The following is a 15,595-nucleotide window of genomic DNA, read 5'->3' on the forward strand; positions in this document are numbered from 1 at the left end:
GCTGACGGCCGGACCGCTGACGGTGCCGCCCCGGCTTGCGAGCGAGCCGGGGCGGTGCTGTCATCGTGCTGTGACGGACGCCCATCGCACCATCGATGCGGTCTGGAAACTCGAAGCGGCCAGGATCATCGCCGCGCTCACGCGGATGGTGCACGACGTCGGCCTCGCCGAGGAACTGGCCCACGACGCGCTCGTCGCCGCGCTCGAACAGTGGCCCGGGACGGGCGTCCCGGACAACCCCGGCGCCTGGCTGACGGCCATCGCCAAGCGCCGCGCCGTCGACCACATCCGGCGCTCCCAGCGTCTTGAGCGCAAGCACGAGCAGCTCGCCCACGAACGGGAACGGCAGCGGGACCCCGAGTGGGACTCCGGGCAGGACGACGTCCTGCGGCTGATGTTCATCTCCTGCCACCCGGTACTGCCGGCCGAGGCGCGGGTCGCGCTGACGCTCCGGCTCCTCGGCGGCCTGACGGCAGGGGAGATCGCACGGGCGTTCCTCGTCGGCGAGCCGAGGATCGCCCGGCGCATCGCCGGGGCGAAGCGGACGCTGGCCGAGGAGCAGGTCCCCTTCGAGCTGCCGGACGGCCCGGAGCTGGCCGAGCGCCTGTCGTCGGTGCTCGAGGTCATCTACCTGATCTTCAACGAGGGGTATTCGGCGACGTCCGGGGACGATCTGATGCGGCCGGGGCTCTGCCTTGAGGCGTTGCGGCTGGGCCGGCTGCTGGCCGAGCTGGCGCCACATGAGGCCGAGGTGCACGGGCTGGTCGCGCTGATGGAGATCCAGGCGTCCCGCTCCGCCGCGCGGACCGGGCCCGGGGGCGAGCTCGTCCAGCTGCACGAGCAGAACCGGGGACGCTGGGACCCGCTGCTCATCCGCCGCGGCTTCACCGCGATGCTGCGCGCCCGGGAGATCGGCGGCACGCCCGGCCCGTACGTGCTGCAGGCGGCGATCGCCGCGTGCCACGCGCAGGCACGGACCCCCGAGGACACCGACTGGGCGCAGATCGCGGCCCTGTACGAGGCGCTGGCCCGGCTGCTGCCGACGCCGATCGTGCAGCTCAACCGGGCCGTGGCGCTCGGGATGGCACGTGGGCCGCAGGCGGGGCTCGCCCTGGTCGACTCCCTGACCGGGGACCCCGCGCTACGGGACTACCACCTTCTGCCGGGCGTCCGGGGTGACCTGCTGGCCCGGCTGGGACGGTACGGGGAGGCACGGCTGGAGTTCGAGCGCGCCGCGTCTCTCACCGGGAACGCCGCCGAGCGTGCCTTCCTGCGCCGCCGCGCGGACGAGATCGCCGTCAGCGGCGCGCCGGGCGTCACTCTCGCGCAGGCCGCCCGGGATTTCCTGGGACGCGACGACCTGGACGCCGCGTCGATCCGCTCGTACGGGCAGACCCTGCGGCGTCTGTGCCTGGCCCTGGGCGATCAGACGCCACTGGCCTCCCTGACGGCCGGCCAGGTGGCGCGGGTGTTCGCGACGGCCTGGGGCGAGGCGGCGGCCACGACGTGGAACCGGCACCGGTCGGCCGTCCGATCGTTCTGCGCCTGGGCGTCCCTGGACGACCTCGCGGCGGGTCTCGACCGGCGTGCCGAGACCCGTCCCCGGACGGAGGCCATCGACCCGGCACAGCTCGAGGCGCTCTGCGACCGCCCCGGCCTGCCGCTGCGGGAACGGGCCCTGTGGCGGCTCCTGCACGAGTCGGCGGCCGCGGTCACGACCGTCCTGTCGCTGAACGTGGAGGACCTGGACCTGGACGACCGCCGGGCCCGCACCGGCGGCACCTGGGTGAACTGGCGCTCCGGGACCGCCCGGCTCCTTCCCCGCCTGGTGGCCGGCCGCACCCGGGGCCCGCTGTTCCTCGCCGACCGCCGGCCCGCGCCGGCCCGGAGGCCGGCGCGGGCAGACCTGTGCCCGCAGACGGGCCGCCGCCGCCTGTCCTACGAGCGGGCCGAGTACCTCTTCAAGCAGGCCACCAAAACCCTGGACCCGGCGGGCAACGGCTACACCCTCCGGCAGCTCAGGCACCGTACCTGACCGCCGGGCAGGGGAAGGCCCGCGAGGAGGGACGGCCGCCGGCGGACCCGGCCTCCGGCGGCCGGACCGGTCAGCCGAGGACCTCGATCTCGTAGACCCGGGCGACGTCGAGGGTGTTGTTGGAGGGGTCGGTGATGAGCAGCCGGACCTGGTCGGCCTGGACGTCACCGGCGTCCAGGGTCACCGTGCCGGAGGTGTTGCCCGTGACGCGGCCGATCTCCTGCCACTGGCCGCCGACGCGGGCCTCGACGGTGAAGTCGCGCAGCACGTCGGTGCCCGGGACGGGCGCGCGGGTGTAGCCGCTGTGCACCCGGACCCGGTCGATCGCGGCCGGGGACCCCAGGTCGACGGTGATCGTCGGTGCCGTGTCGCCCTGGGCGGAGATCCACCGGCTGGTGTCGGCGCACAGGCCGTCGACGGCCTTCTCGCCGCCGGTGTCGGCGCGCAGCGCGGAGGAGACCGTGACCTGGGCGCCGAACGCGAGGTTGGTGCCGCCCACGTCACTGCCCATCAGGTCCTGGACGATCTGCGGGAACGTCTTGCCGGGGACCGGGGCCCCGACGCGGGGCGCCAGCGCGTGCCAGAGCCCGCCGCGGGCGCCGTCGGCCAGCGGCGCGGTCATGTAGAGCACGTCGGTCCCGCTGGGGTGCGGCAGCGCGCGCAGCCGCTGCAGGCCCGGCTGGACGTCGCCCACGGTCGTGAAGCGCCACCCGCCGCCGGACACCGCCCGCTCGGCGACCACCACCTGGCTGCGGGTGTCACCGCATCCGGCGGCCTGGGCGACGAAGTAGACGCGGGTCCTCCCGACGGAGTGGGTGGCGTCGATGGCCGCCGAGGTCTCGACGACGGTACCCGCCTCGGTACGGTCGGCGACGGTCTCGCGGACCCACGCCGAGCCGTTCCAGGTGGCGTAGCGCACGTCGAACCCGGAGAAGTTGCCCCCGTTGGACGCCGGGCGGTAGCGGTAGGCGATGCCGTGCAGCGTGTCGCCGGCCAGGGCGATCTTGGCGGTCTGCACCGCCGGGCTCTCCGAGGTGATGGTCTCGCCCTCGGCGTAGGGCTGGTACACCACCGGCTCGCCCACGCCGGGCGTGACGGGCACCGTGCGGGCGGCGCCGCTCACGTCGCGGAAGGACCCGTCGGCGGGGTTGTAGACCAGGTAGGAGCCGAGGTGGCGCAGGGCGCTGGCCGGCCACGGGCCCCACTCCCACAGGATGTGCACCCGGCCGAGCGTGTCCACCTTCAGGTCGTCGGGATAGAAGGAGTGACCGGTGGCCGCCGCGACCGTCGCGACCCTGCTCCAGGCGTGCGTGGCGGTGTCGAACCGGTACAGCCGGCCGTCGCGCTTGCCCAGGGCGTCCTGGTCGGCGCGGACCATCACGTAGGCGTCGCCGTCGCCGCCGCGCACGGTGACCGGGTAGGTGAAGCGCAGGTCACCGTCCGGCATGTCGGCGGCGGCGTCCACCAGGGAGGTCACGTCGCCCGCCCGGGTCGTGCGGTAGTAGCGCCAGGGGTGGTTGTGCATGGAGACGAAGGCGTGGATGTGGCCTTCGCCGTCCACCACGATGGACGGCTGGTTGTGCCCGACGTCGTCGCCGTAGGTGACGCACGCCCCGGCGGCGGTCCGCAGGCAGCCGCTGGTCCAGGCGCCGTCCGACCCGCGCGCCGCGACGTGCACCTCGTGCCGGTTGGCGTCGGCGACCGGGGCGTTGTAGGCGAAGTACGTCACCCCCCGGAACCGGTCCAGCGGTCGCCACCAGCCGGCCTGGTTGGAGGTGTCCACGGGGAAGGGGAGCTTCTCGACCGCCGGAGCGGTCCGCCGCCCGGCCTGCCGGTCCGGTGCGGCCTGCGCGGCGGCCGGTACGGCGGCGCCGGCCAGACCGGCGAGCGCGAGCGCGGCGAGGACCGCCCCGCCGCGCGTTCCGCGCCTGCGGCGGGAGGTCGGCGACGGTGTGCGCTCGGGGGACGAGGAACGTGATACGGGGGGTGTCATGCGCTGCCTTTCCGTGGTGTTCACCGGTGGCGGTGAGAGGGGAGCCGGGGCTCGCCGGCCGGGTGGGGAGCCGTCCGGGCGGGTGGGGAGCCGTCCGGCCGGGTGGGGAGCCGTCCGGGTGGATGCGGGCTGCCGGCCGGGTGGGGGTTGTCCGGGCGGGTGCGGTTTCGCCGGGTGGGCGGGCGGTTCGCCGGGGTGGCGGGGCGGATCAGGAGGGCGCGCGCAGCGCGGCGAGCAGGGCGGCGACGCGGCCCGCGGTCTGGTCGGCGGGGCCGCGGGTCAGTTCGCCGCCGATGCCCACGGCGGCGGCGCCGGCCGCGATCCACTCGGGCGCGGTCGCGGCGCTCACCCCGCCGGTGGGCACGAGCGGGGCGTGGGGGAGGGCCTGGAGGAGGTCACGCAGGCTGCGGGGGGACGACTGCGAGGCGGGGAAGATCTTGACGAGGTCGGCCCCGGCCTCCAGCGCGGCCAGCACCTCGGTGGGCGTCGCCGCCCCGGCGACCACGGGCACGCCGTGGCGGTTGGCCGACCGGATCACCTCGGCGCTGATCGACGGGCAGACCAGGAAGCGCGCCCCCGCCTCGATCGCGGCCCCCGCCTGCTGCGCGTCCAGGACGGTTCCCGCCCCGACGAGCGCCGCGCCCCCGGCCAGCCGCCGGATCGCGGCGAGCGCCCCCGGCGTCGACAGCGACACCTCGATCGAGCGCAGACCGGCCCCGATCAGGCGGGTGCCGAGGTCGGCCGCGGTGTCGGCGTCGGGCGCCCGGATGATGCCGATCACCCGGTCGGAGACGACGCGCTCGGCGAGACGCCAGCGGAATTCGGTCATGAAGGGAGGCCTCACTCTGTACAGGCAGTTAAGGGATGGATAGCAATAAATGAGATTGGACGGATTAAAAGCCTCTACAGGGGCATAGAGCGTCGGTAGGGAAGAGAGCGGGGGATACGGGGATGAGGCGGGCGGGCGGGGGAGCCCGCCCGCCTCCGGTGCCGACCGGCCCGCCCGGGAGGGTGGATGGCCGGCTCGCCCGCCGCGAGGCGGGCCCGCCCGGGGTCCGGATCAGGGGGTGGTCCGGGCCCCGGGCGGTGGGCTTCCCGGGGTCCGGGCCAGGGGGTGGCCCGGACCACCGGTGATCAGGGGACGACCCGGACCGTGACCTTCTTGGCGAAGCCGTCCAGGCCGTAGCGGATGGTGATCGTCTGGCCGGGGAGGACCTGCAGGCGCCCGTCGTCCGCGCTGACGGTACCGGTCGCGGTCGGCGGCGTCGCGACGAAGTCCCGCGAGCTCTTCCCCGCCTCGGTGACGGTGAACGTCTCGCTGTCGCCGCCGGAGGTCGTCACCCGCACCCTGCCGGTCTCCACGGCCGCCGCGTCGAGGTTGAGCGCCGCGCGCAGCCGCACGGAGAGCGACTGACCCGGCTGGATCGCGGCGGGGGCGTGCAGTTTCGTCCGGTCGGCGGACAGCTGGGCGAGGCTCGCGTTCCAGGCGCTGTTGAACGCCACCCAGCCCTCGGTGTAGCCCAGGTCGGCGTTCGGGTCGTAGGGGTAGCTCGCCTCCTTGGGGGAGCCGTCGAGCACGCCGCGGACCTCCTCCAGCTCGCCCGCGCCGCGTCCGGGCGGGTACTCCTTGGGCCAGCCGCGTTCCACGCCCTCGAAGCCCTCCGCGGTGGCGGCGTCGTGCGAGAAGTGCGCGTCGGCGGGGTTGCGCCCGAAGACGTTGTCGATGTGCGAGGCGGCGATCCTGCGCAGCGCCTTGGCGGTCGCGGCGTCGTCGATCACGCCCGCCGCGGCGAGCGCGGCGGCGGGCAGCCCGGCGACGTTGCCCGGCTCGTTGAACTCGGGGATGATCCACAGGTCGGCGGAGTACTTGCGGAAGTCCCACATGTTGGCCGAGCGGGAGATCAGCACGTCGGCCCACTGCCGGATCTTCTCCGCCAGGCCGGGCGGTGCCGCGTCCGGGTGGTTGCGCAGGAGGTAGACGAGCGACGTCACCGTCACGTGCTCGCTCATCCGCTGGCCCTTGGTGGTGCCGGGGGCGTTCCAGTCGAGGTTGTCGACGATCCACTTCGCCTGCGCGGTGGCCGCGGCCAGGTAGCGGTCCGGGTCGGGAAGCCCGTCGCGCTTGGCGACCTCGTACATCATCAGGTTCGGCACGATCGAGTGGCCGGGCGGGAACTGGCCCTTGCCGGTGCCGATGACCGTGTAGGTCTGGAACAGGTCGGCGGTGTGCGCGATGTCGTACCAGTTCCACCGGTCACGGGCCGGGTCACCCCAGAGCCGCACGAGGTGGTCGCGGGCCTTGACGTACTGCTCCCGCGGGATCCACCGCGAGAAGTGCGGGTAGGCGTGCACGAACCAGGCCAGCTGCTCCTTGAGCAGGTCGTGGTTGACCTGGCCCTGCAGGTAGAGGTCCACGCCCCAGTTGACCAGCTTGGCGATCTCCGGCGCGTCCGGGGTGGTGGGGATCGCCAGCCCGTCGTAGCGACCGGTGCCGGGCGTGCCGGTGAAGGCGTCCGGGTTGGCCAGGTACATGGAGATCAGGCCCTGCAGGGAGAAGGAGAACTGGTGGTCGTCCCGCCAGGCGACGCCGGTGTTGCCCCGGTTGCAGCGGTTGCCCGCGGGGTCGGTGAAGACCAGCTTGGTGGCGTCGCCGTGCGCGCAGCGGCTCTCCACCATGAAGTCGATCGCCCGCTGCAGGGAGACCCGGTAGGTCCAGTTCGCCCCGATACCGAAGGGGTGCGAGGTGCCGGTCCCGGCCGCGGTACCGGTGACGGTGATCACGTACGGGCCGGGGGAGGAGGGGTTGAACGCGGTGAAGTCGCCGGCCCCGCCGGTGACCGTGCCGCTGAACAGCACGGTGGAGGAACCCTCGCGGGTGACGGTGAACGGGCTGCCGTCCTCGGCGCGCGGCGCGGTGAAGCGCTTGGAGGCGCCCAGGTCGTACCCGCTCTGGTTGACCAGCACGTCCTGGGACGGCTTGGTGGAGCGCAGCCGCACCGCGTCGGCCCGGGTCACCTTGCCCGAGGTACGGGCGGTCACGGTGACGGTGAGGGAGGCGCCCGCGGCGAGCCGCACGGTGCCGATGGTGTGCCAGGCGTCGCCGATGGCGGCCTGGTTCACCTTGACCGGGGCGGCGCCGTCCCAGGAGTAGGTGGTGGCCGGGTCGTTGACGTCGGAGGAGAAGGGGATCCACACGCCGATGGTGTACTCGTCCTCGGCGGGGGCGGTGAGGGTCCAGGAGGCGGTGGCGCCCACCTCGCGGGTGAAGCGGGTGGTGCCGCCCCGGTAGCCGGTGCGCTGGGCCTGGGTCCAGGTCCCGGTCTCGCGGTAGCCGGCGTCACGGGTGGTCGAGACGACCTCGACGCCGGCGCCCGGGGCGGTCAGGAGGGGGTGGGGGATCGCGGCGGGTGGCGCGGCCGAGGCGGGTGGCGCGGCGCCGACGATCAGGAGTGAGGCGAGCGCGCCGGTCAGCGCGCGTGCGAGCATGGACATGAAGCACCTCTGTCGTGACGGGCAGGGGGGTGTTCAGGGCCGCCCGGCGTGCACGGGGTCCGTCGCGGAATGGCAGTTCCGCGACGGGAGCGTCCCCTGCCGGGCGGTCCGCGACCGGGTTACTTCTGCAGCGGCTTGGCCGTCTCGGCGGCCTTGGCCAGCGCGTCCTTCGCAGGCGACTGCCCGACCAGCACGGCCTGCACCTGCTCGGCGATGGCCGTCTCGATCTGGCCGTAGCCCGCGTAGCGCCAGAACGGGTTAGGGCTCGCGGTCTTGGTGATCTTCTCCGTCCACTCGGTGGTGAAGGTGTCCCCGCTGACCTTGGGGTCGGCGAGCCCGGCCGTGGTGGTGGGCGGCATCTTCACCTTCTCGAAGAAGGTGGCCGTCGTCGCGGTGTCGGAGGTGGTGTGCAGCGCGAAGTCCGTCGCCGCCTGGGAGCCCTCGCCCTCCACCACGACGATCACGTGACCCCACAGCAGCGCCTGCGGCGTGTCGCCGCTCTTCAGCACCGGCCGGGGGAGCGGGGCCATCTTCTCGGTCAGCGACTTGTCGGCGGCCTGGGCGGACACCACGCCCCTGGCGATGATCGCGTCGTCGTAGAAGGCGGCCTTGCCCTGGGAGAACAGCGCCCGCGCGTCGAAGCGGTCCACGTCGGGGGCGATGAGCTTGTCGTCGTAGAGCTTCTTGTACCACTCGACGGCCGCGACCGAGCCCTCGTCGCCGATGGTGATCGTGTCGCCCTCCAGCAGCGGGCTGCCGAACGTCCGCATCCACGGCAGGATGTCCTTCAGCTGGGCGGCCTTGGTCGCCGCGGCGTACGGCACCACGCCGCCGCCGAGCGCCTTGACCTTGCGCAGGGCCGCCTCGAACTCCTCGACGGTGGCCGGCATCTCCTCGATCCCGGCCTTCTCGAGGATCTCGGTGTTGGCGATCAGCCCGATGGAGCCCGTCGTCCACGGCAGGCCGTACTGCTTGCCGCCGAGCTGGCCGCTCTTCAGCGCGGCCTCGGTGTAGCCGCCCTTGGCCGCCTGGGCGCCCAGGTCGGTCAGGCGGCCCATCGCCGCGAGCGCGCCCAGCCAGGCGACGTCGAGCTGGATCGCCCCGGTGAGCTGGCCGCCGCGCAGCTTGAGCGTGATCTGGTTGAGGTACTCGTTGTACGGGAACGACGCGGTGTTGATCGTGACCTTGTTCGCCGCGGCGTAGGCGTCGACGATCGACTGCACCGCCGCCTTCTGCGCCTCCTCGTTCAGCGACCAGGAGGTGAAGGAGAAGGTCTTGGCCGCGGCGTCCCCGCCGGCGGCCGGGGCGCCTCCCGAGGCGTCGGGGGCACAGGCGGCCAGGGCCGAGGCCCCGGCGGCGAGACCGAGCAGGCGCAGCGCGTCGCGGCGGCTGAGAGTGTTCATGGGTGTTGCTCCTTGGGGGTGATGAGGTCAGCCCTTGACCGCGCCCGCCGTCAGTCCGCCGACCAGGTACCGCTGCAGGAACATGAACGCGGCGATCACCGGGAGCGAGACGACGAGGGAGGCGGCCATCAGGTCCGGCCAGGCGGTTTGGAACTCCCCGAGATAGGTGTGCACCAGTCCGGGCGGCAGGGTCTGCCGCTCGGGGTCGGTGAGTGTGAGGGCGAAGATGAAGTCGTTCCAGGCGCGGACGAAGGCGAACAGCCCGGCGGCGACCATGCCGGGCCCGGCCAGCGGCAGCACCACGGTGTGCAGGGTCCGCCACCGGGACGCCCCGTCGATGGAGGCGGCCTCCATCAGCGAGTCGGGCACCGTGTCGAAGATGCCCTTGAGCATCCAGACGCACAGCGGCAGCGTGAAGGTGGTGAACGAGAGCACCAGGGCGGTGTAGCCGCCCAGCAGGCCGGTCGCGCTGAACACCGCGTACAGCGTGATCAGCAGCACGGCCTGCGGGAACATCTGCGAGGCCAGCACCAGGTGCATCAGCGAGCGGCGCCCCCGGTAGCGGAACTTGGAGAACGCGTACGCCATGTACGCCGACACGACGACGCTGAGCGCCGCCGTGACCACCGAGACGATCACGCTGTTGACCAGGTAGCGGAACAGGTGCTCGTTCTCGGCCAGGCGGGTGAAGTGGACGAAGGTGATCTCGGTGGGCACCAGCGACGGCGGGAAGGAGAAGGCCCGGTCGTCGGGGGTGAACGCGGTGACGACCAGCCAGTAGACCGGCAGCAGGCCGAACAGTCCGATGACGGTCACCGCGGTCCACGCGGCCACCCGCGAGCGGGTCCGGTCGGGACGGCGGTTCCGCGTCCTCGCGGCCTTGCGGGACATCGAGGCGGACCTCGGCAGCGTGACGCTCATGCGTTCTCCTTCGTCTCCCGGCGCAGGTAGACGGCCACCAGCACGAGCAGCAGCAGCATCCACAGGCCGCCGAGCGCGGTCGCGTGACCCAGATCGAAGCCCTTGAAGGCGGTGTCGTAGACGGCGACCGCGAAGGTCTTGGTGGCCCCGGCCGGGCCACCGCCGGTGAGCACGTAGATGGTGTCGAAATGCTGGAAGTTCCAGATGAACTCCAGCAGGAAGACGATCCCGGCGATGCCCTTCATGTGTGGCACGGTGACCGAGCGGAACCGGCGGATCGCGCCCGCGCCGTCGACGGAGGCGGCCTCGTGCAGTTCCTTGGGCATGGTCTGCAGGCCGGCCAGCAGCATCACCATCATCCAGGGGAAGCTGGCCCACGTCTTGGTCACGATCACCGCGACCATCGCCGTGCCCGGGGCGCCCAGCCAGCTGATGCTCGCGTCGATCAGCCCGAGCTTCAGGAGCACCGCGTTGAGCACGCCGTAGTTCGCGTTGAAGATCCACAGCCAGAGGAAGGAGACCACGACGCCGGGGATCACCCAGGGGAACAGGAAGACGCCCCGCAGGAAGCCGCTCGCCCTGATGCCCGAGTTCAGCGCCAGGGCCAGCGCGTAGCCGATCACGAACGGCACCACGGTGGCGCCGAGGGTGAAGACCATGGTGTTGCGCAGCACCGGCCAGAAGTCGCCGCCGAGCAGGTCGGCGAAGTTGGCCAGGCCCACGAACGTGCGGCCCGGCCGCACGAGGCTCTGCTCGAAGAAGCCCGTGGCCAGTGCGGACACCAGCGGGTAGACGATGATCGCGGCGAACAGGGCGAGCCCGGGAAGCATGAGCAGCCAGGCGAACTGCCCGTTGGAGAGCCCGCGCCCGCTGCCCGCGGTGCGTTCTCCGGCCATGGCGCGTCCGGCGCTCACGACGCGCTCACCGCGAACGCGCTCACCGGGCCGACGTAGCCGAGCCCGATGCTGACGGAGTCGGCGGTCTCGATGACCGTGCTGGCCAGCTCGGACTCCCGGGCCGCCAGGTCGATGGCCGAGAGCGGGCCGGAGATGGAGATCGCGGCGACCACCGCGCCCGACCGGTCACGGATCGGCGCCGCGACGCACGCCCGGCCGAAGGCCAGCTCCTCGATCTCCTTGGCGTAGCCGCGGCTCAGGACGGCGGCCAGTTCCTCGTCCAGGCGCGCGTGCGTGGTGATGGTGTGCGCGGTGAAGGGCTGCATGGTCTCCTCCGGCAGCAGCGCCCGCCGCTCCTCGCCGCTCAGGGCCAGCAGCAGGCACTTGCCGATGCCCGTGGCGTACAGCGGCTTGCGCTGCCCGGTCAGCACGAACGGGCGCGGCGCCAGCCGGCCCTCGAAGTTCAGCAGGTAGAACAGCGAGTCGCCCTGCCGGACCGCCACGTTCACCCCCAGGCCGAGGGAGGCGGCCAGCTCCTGGGCGACCTGCCGGGCCTCCCGGTGCACCGGGTTCTGGTTGAGCGCGACCCCGCCGAGCGTGATCGGAGCGGTGCCCAGCCGGTAGAGGCCGCTGATCGGGTCGCGCTCGACGAACTCCAGCGTCTCCAGCGTGGCCAGCAGCCGCGAGGCCGTGGACGTGCCCAGCCCGGTGGCCTTGGCGACGTCGGACACGCGCAGCTCGGGCCGGCCGGTCAGGAACGCGCGTAGAACGGAGATCGCCCGCTCCACGCTCTGGTTGTTGCTCTGATCGGAAGCCACCCTGTCTCCATTGCAATTGATTTGCGGTATGTGGGATGGTTACGCACATGTTGCAAGGACGTCAACCCCCAGTGAAACCGAAAATCACCGAGGTAACCGCCCTCCCGGTGAAGGTCAGCCACCGGGAGGCGTACCTGGGAGCCCGCCAGGAGACGGGGCCGGGCACGCCGGACCGGGACGGCGGCTACTTCCTCCGCCCGCCCTGGCGCAGCCTCTACTCCGCCCGTTTCGAGACCCTGCTCGTCCGCATCACCTGCGACGACGGCACGGTCGGCTGGGGCGAGGCGCTGGCGCCCGTCGCGCCCGAGGTGCCCGCCGCGATCGTCGACCGGCTGCTGGCCCCGGTCCTCCTCGGGGAGGATCCCACCCGGATACGCCCCCTCTGGGAGAAGCTGACCGGCCTCATGCGCGAGCGCGGTCACCTCGTCGGCCACCAGGCCGACGCGCTGGCCGCCGTCGACATCGCGCTGTGGGACCTGGCCGGCCGGATCACCGGCCGCTCCGTCGCCGAGCTGATCGGCGGAGCCTTCCACGACACCGTCCCGGTGTACGTCAGCGGCCTGCCCCGGCCCACCGACGCGGAGCGGGCCGAGCTGGCCCGCGAATGGGCGGCCCGGGGCGCCACCCGGGTCAAGCTCCACCTCGGCCACGGGGTCGAGGAGGACCTGGCCACCGTCGACGCCGTCGCGGCCTCCGGGCTGAAGGTCGCGGTCGACGCGCACTGGGTGTACGACGTGCCCCAGGCCGTGCGGCTCGCACACGGGCTGGCCGAGCGCGGCGCGCTGTTCCTGGAGGCGCCGCTCGCCCCCGAGGACGTCGAAGGTCACCGGGAGCTCGCGCGCCGCGCCGAGCTGCCGATCGCGGTGGGGGAGTCGCTGCGCAACCGCTACGAGTTCGCCCACTGGCTCGGTCGCCGCGCGCTCGGCCTGGCCCAGCCCGACGTGGCCCGCACCGGCATCACCGAGCTGCTCTCGGTGGCCGAGCTGGCCGCCGCCCACCACGTGCAGGTCGCCCCGCACCACTCCACCGGCCTCGGCGTCGCCCTGGCCGCGGGCGTGCACGTCAGCGCCGCCCTGGGCAACCTGGCCCTCTTCGAGTACCAGCCCACGACCTACGAGGTGGCGGACTCGATCCTGCGCGAGCCGCTCCCGGGCGGCCCGGAGGGCTTCCCCGTCCCCACCGGCCCCGGCATCGGCGTCGTCGTCGCCCCCGACGCCGTGCTCGCCCTGGCGGGCTGACCGCCATGGCCCGGATCAGCGCGCGGCGGTCACGGGCGGCCGGGTGTGGGCCCCACCCGCCCGCCGCGTCGTCCGCCCCGGCCGGAGCCGGCGCGTGGCGGTCACGCGCGGCCGGTCGCGGGCCCCACCCGCCCGCCGCGCCCGCCTTCCCGGCCCGTCACCCGCGCTCCTCCCCCCGTCCGTCTTCCTGTCAGGAGGCATGAGTTGGTTCTCTCCGGATTGATCCCCATCCTCGCCACCCCGTTCACCGACCGGGGCGAGCTCGACCTGCCGAGCCTGCGGCGGCTGACCGAATGGCAGCTGGCCTCCGGCGCCGACGGCGTCGCGGTCTTCGGCATGGCGAGCGAGGGCTTCGCGCTGACCGGCCAGGACCGGGCGCGGATCCTCGCCGAGGTGCGGGACGTGGTGGGCGACGCCGTCCCCGTGGTCGCCGGGGTCGGCTCGACGAGCACGGCCACCGCGGTGGAGCAGGCGCTCGCCGCCGCGGACGGCGGCGCGGACGCCCTCATGGTGCTCCCGCCCTACCTGGTCAAGCCCGCGGGCGCCCAGCTCGTCGACTTCTACGGGGAGGTCGCCGAGCGGGCCGGAATCGACGTCATGGTGCAGGACGCGCCCGGGGCGACCGGGGTCGCCATGCCCGATTCCCTCATCGTCGAGCTCAGCAAGCTCGGCGGCGTCACCTCGGTGAAGGTGGAGGCACCGCCCACCGCGCCCAAGGTCGGCGCCGTGGTGGGCGGCGTGGCCGAGGACTTCGCGGTGTTCGGCGGGCAGAACGCGCTGTTCTGCCTGGAGGAGTACGAGCGCGGCGCCGTCGGCACCATGCCCGCCTGCGAGTTCACCGACCTGCTCGCCCCGGTGCTCGCCGACTGGGCCGCCGGCCGCCGCGCCGACGCCCTCGCCGGGTTCACCCGCCTGCTCCCGCTGATCCGCTTCGGCATGCAGCCGGGCATCGCCTGGGCCGTGCACAAGGAGGTCCTCGTCCGGCGCGGCCTCATCGCCTCGGCCGCCGTCCGCTCCCCGGCCCGCCCCCTCGACCCGGGCAGTCTCTCCTTCCTCGACGACGTCGTCCGGGGCCTCTGGTGAGCGCGCCGGTCGGGCCGCCCGCCGCTCCCCGGGCGGGAGGCCGGGCCGTGCTGCTGGCCGGAGGGAACTCGCCGATCGGGCTGGCGGTGGCCGCCGCGTTCGCCGGGCGAGGCGACCGGGTCGTCGGCATCGGCCTCGCGCCCTGCGACGACCCCGCCTACGAGCGGTTCCTGGTGCGCGACTGCGCTCGCCCGGAGGAGGCCGCGGCGGCGGTCGCCGAGGCGGCCGACCTGCTCGGCGGGCTCGACGTGCTGGTACCGGCGACGGCCGCGATGCCCGTCGCCCCGGTGACGGCCACCACCGACGAGCAGTGGCGGACCGCGCTCGGCGCCACCCTGGACGTGGCCTTCCACCTGTGCCGGGAGAGCCTGCCCCGGATGCCGCGCGGCGGCGCCGTCGTCGCGATCGGCTCCGTCAACTCCTTCCTCGCCGCCCCCGGCGTGCCCGCCTACGCCGCGGCCAAGGGCGGACTGGACGCGCTCATGCGCCAGATCGCGCTGGAGTACGGCCCGGCGGGCATCCGGGTCAACACCGTGGCCCCCGGCATGATCGGCGGTGAGCACCTGGAGAACGCCGCCGAGGGCTACCCGCTCGGCCGCACCGGCACCCCGGCCGACGTGGCCGAGGCCGTGCTCTTCCTGGCCGGGGCCGCCTTCGTCACCGGGGTCGTGCTCCCCGTCGACGGCGGCCTGTCCATCGCCTCGCCCGCCGCCTACCTCCGCCCCGACCTGCGCGCGAGGTTCCTTTGACGCCCTCCCGCCAGGCCGCGGCACCCGACGTCGTGGGCGTCGGCGAGGCCATGGTGCTGATGCAGGCGGCCGACCTGAGCGCCGACGACCGGTTCGAGGTGCACGTGGCCGGCGCGGAGCTCAACGTCTGCGCGGCCGTGGCCCGGCTCGGGCTGGCCGCGGGCTTCGCCTCCCGGATCGGCGCCGACCCGCACGGTGAGCGGGTCCGCCGGGCGGCCGAGGCGCTCGGCGTCGGCACCTCCCTGCTGAACACCGACCCCGCCCGCCGGACGGGCGTGTTCTTCAAGGAGATCCGGGCCGACGGGGCACGCCGGGTGCACTACTACCGCGACGGCTCGGCGGCCTCGGCCATGGACGCCTCCGACGCCGCCGCCATCCTGGCCGCCGCCCCGCGGGCGATCGTCGTCTCGGGCATCACCGCGGCCCTCGGCGACGGCCCCGCCGAACTGGTCGGCACTCTCTGCCGCGCCTCCGGCGCCCTCGTCGTGCTGGACCCGAACCTGCGTCCCGCGCTGCCCGCCCCGGACCTGCTCCCGCTGCTGCCGCACACCGGACTGCTGGTGCTGGGCCAGGACGAGTCGGCGGCGCTGCTCGGCGAGACCGACCCCGGCAGGGTCTTCGCCGCGGCGGCGGAGGCCGGCGCCGGGGAGGTCGTGCTCAAGGGCGGCCCGGACGGCGTCTGGTTCGCCGGTCCGGACGGGCGCCCCCGCCACCTGCCCAGCGCCGCCCGCGCCGTGCGCGACCCCGTCGGAGCGGGCGACGCCTTCCTCGGCGGCTACCTCGCCGCCCGCCTGTCGGGCGGCTCCCCCGAGGGCGCCGCCACACTCGGCACCCTGCTGGCCGCCCGTGTCGTCGAGGTCCCCGGAGACACGGCCGGCCTGCCCCCGGCGGCCGAGGCCCGCGCCCTGCTCGCCCGGCCGGTGACGGCGCCGGGAACGGGGTGACGGCGCCGGGAACGGGGGGACGG

General features: G+C 74.0%; 11 protein-coding genes and 2 pseudogenes. 6 read left to right on the plus strand and 7 right to left on the minus strand.

The window, feature by feature from the left end; all coding sequences use genetic code 11:
• Window positions 1-145: 145 nt before the first annotated feature.
• Window positions 146-1,285, plus strand: a pseudogene (locus tag ABD841_RS40870) (RNA polymerase sigma factor); the annotation flags it as partial.
• 144 nt (window positions 1,286-1,429) lie between these two features.
• Window positions 1,430-2,035: pseudogene (locus tag ABD841_RS40875) on the plus strand (RNA polymerase subunit sigma); the annotation flags it as partial.
• A gap of 70 nt (window positions 2,036-2,105) precedes the next feature.
• Here the strand turns inward: ABD841_RS40875 and ABD841_RS19615 are convergent.
• The 7 genes from ABD841_RS19615 to ABD841_RS19645 all read right to left on the minus strand — a co-directional run bounded on the left by ABD841_RS19615 (window position 2,106) and on the right by ABD841_RS19645 (window position 11,558).
• Window positions 2,106-4,028: a BNR-4 repeat-containing protein gene (locus ABD841_RS19615; RefSeq protein WP_344973534.1), complete on the minus strand. Its 1,923-nt coding sequence runs from the start codon at window positions 4,026-4,028 to the stop codon at window positions 2,106-2,108.
• Between the two features lie 208 nt (window positions 4,029-4,236).
• Window positions 4,237-4,857, minus strand: coding sequence for a bifunctional 4-hydroxy-2-oxoglutarate aldolase/2-dehydro-3-deoxy-phosphogluconate aldolase (locus ABD841_RS19620; RefSeq protein WP_344973537.1), 621 nt, complete (start codon window positions 4,855-4,857; stop codon window positions 4,237-4,239).
• A gap of 305 nt (window positions 4,858-5,162) precedes the next feature.
• Window positions 5,163-7,520 carry a golvesin C-terminal-like domain-containing protein gene (locus ABD841_RS19625; RefSeq protein WP_344973540.1) on the minus strand — a complete coding sequence of 786 codons (2,358 nt, stop codon included), beginning with the start codon at window positions 7,518-7,520 and terminating at the stop codon, window positions 5,163-5,165.
• 119 nt (window positions 7,521-7,639) lie between these two features.
• Entirely contained in the window at window positions 7,640-8,923 is a 1,284-nt protein-coding gene (locus tag ABD841_RS19630; RefSeq protein WP_344973543.1) for an ABC transporter substrate-binding protein, read from the minus strand.
• A 27-nt stretch (window positions 8,924-8,950) separates the two neighbouring features.
• Window positions 8,951-9,844, minus strand: coding sequence for a carbohydrate ABC transporter permease (locus ABD841_RS19635; protein ID WP_344973546.1), 894 nt, complete (start codon window positions 9,842-9,844; stop codon window positions 8,951-8,953).
• Window positions 9,841-10,758 (minus strand): carbohydrate ABC transporter permease, encoded by a 918-nt coding sequence (locus ABD841_RS19640; protein WP_344973549.1) that lies wholly within the window; start codon window positions 10,756-10,758, stop codon window positions 9,841-9,843. The genes ABD841_RS19635 and ABD841_RS19640 overlap by 4 nt, the downstream gene beginning before the upstream one ends.
• Entirely contained in the window at window positions 10,755-11,558 is an 804-nt protein-coding gene (locus ABD841_RS19645; RefSeq protein WP_344973552.1) for an IclR family transcriptional regulator, read from the minus strand. The genes ABD841_RS19640 and ABD841_RS19645 overlap by 4 nt, the downstream gene beginning before the upstream one ends.
• Before the next feature lie 71 nt (window positions 11,559-11,629).
• On the opposite strand from ABD841_RS19645, the gene ABD841_RS19650 reads away from it, so the two are divergent.
• The 4 genes from ABD841_RS19650 to ABD841_RS19665 all read left to right on the plus strand — a co-directional run bounded on the left by ABD841_RS19650 (window position 11,630) and on the right by ABD841_RS19665 (window position 15,572).
• A complete protein-coding gene (locus tag ABD841_RS19650) occupies window positions 11,630-12,796 on the plus strand; it encodes a mandelate racemase/muconate lactonizing enzyme family protein (protein ID WP_344973555.1) in 1,167 nt (388 codons plus the stop codon).
• A gap of 204 nt (window positions 12,797-13,000) precedes the next feature.
• Window positions 13,001-13,879: a dihydrodipicolinate synthase family protein gene (locus tag ABD841_RS19655; RefSeq protein WP_344973557.1), complete on the plus strand. Its 879-nt coding sequence runs from the start codon at window positions 13,001-13,003 to the stop codon at window positions 13,877-13,879.
• Complete coding sequence (locus tag ABD841_RS19660; RefSeq protein ID WP_344973561.1) at window positions 13,876-14,628, plus strand: SDR family NAD(P)-dependent oxidoreductase; 753 nt, start codon at window positions 13,876-13,878, stop codon at window positions 14,626-14,628. Before ABD841_RS19655 ends, ABD841_RS19660 begins: the two co-directional genes overlap by 4 nt.
• On the plus strand, window positions 14,625-15,572 hold the full coding sequence (locus tag ABD841_RS19665) for a sugar kinase (RefSeq protein WP_344973563.1): 948 nt from the start codon (window positions 14,625-14,627) through the stop codon (window positions 15,570-15,572). The genes ABD841_RS19660 and ABD841_RS19665 overlap by 4 nt, the downstream gene beginning before the upstream one ends.
• Window positions 15,573-15,595 lie beyond the last annotated feature (23 nt).

Origin of the sequence: Streptosporangium fragile, assembly GCF_039534445.1 — a bacterium.
Taxonomy (GTDB): Bacteria; Actinomycetota; Actinomycetes; order Streptosporangiales; family Streptosporangiaceae; genus Streptosporangium; species Streptosporangium fragile.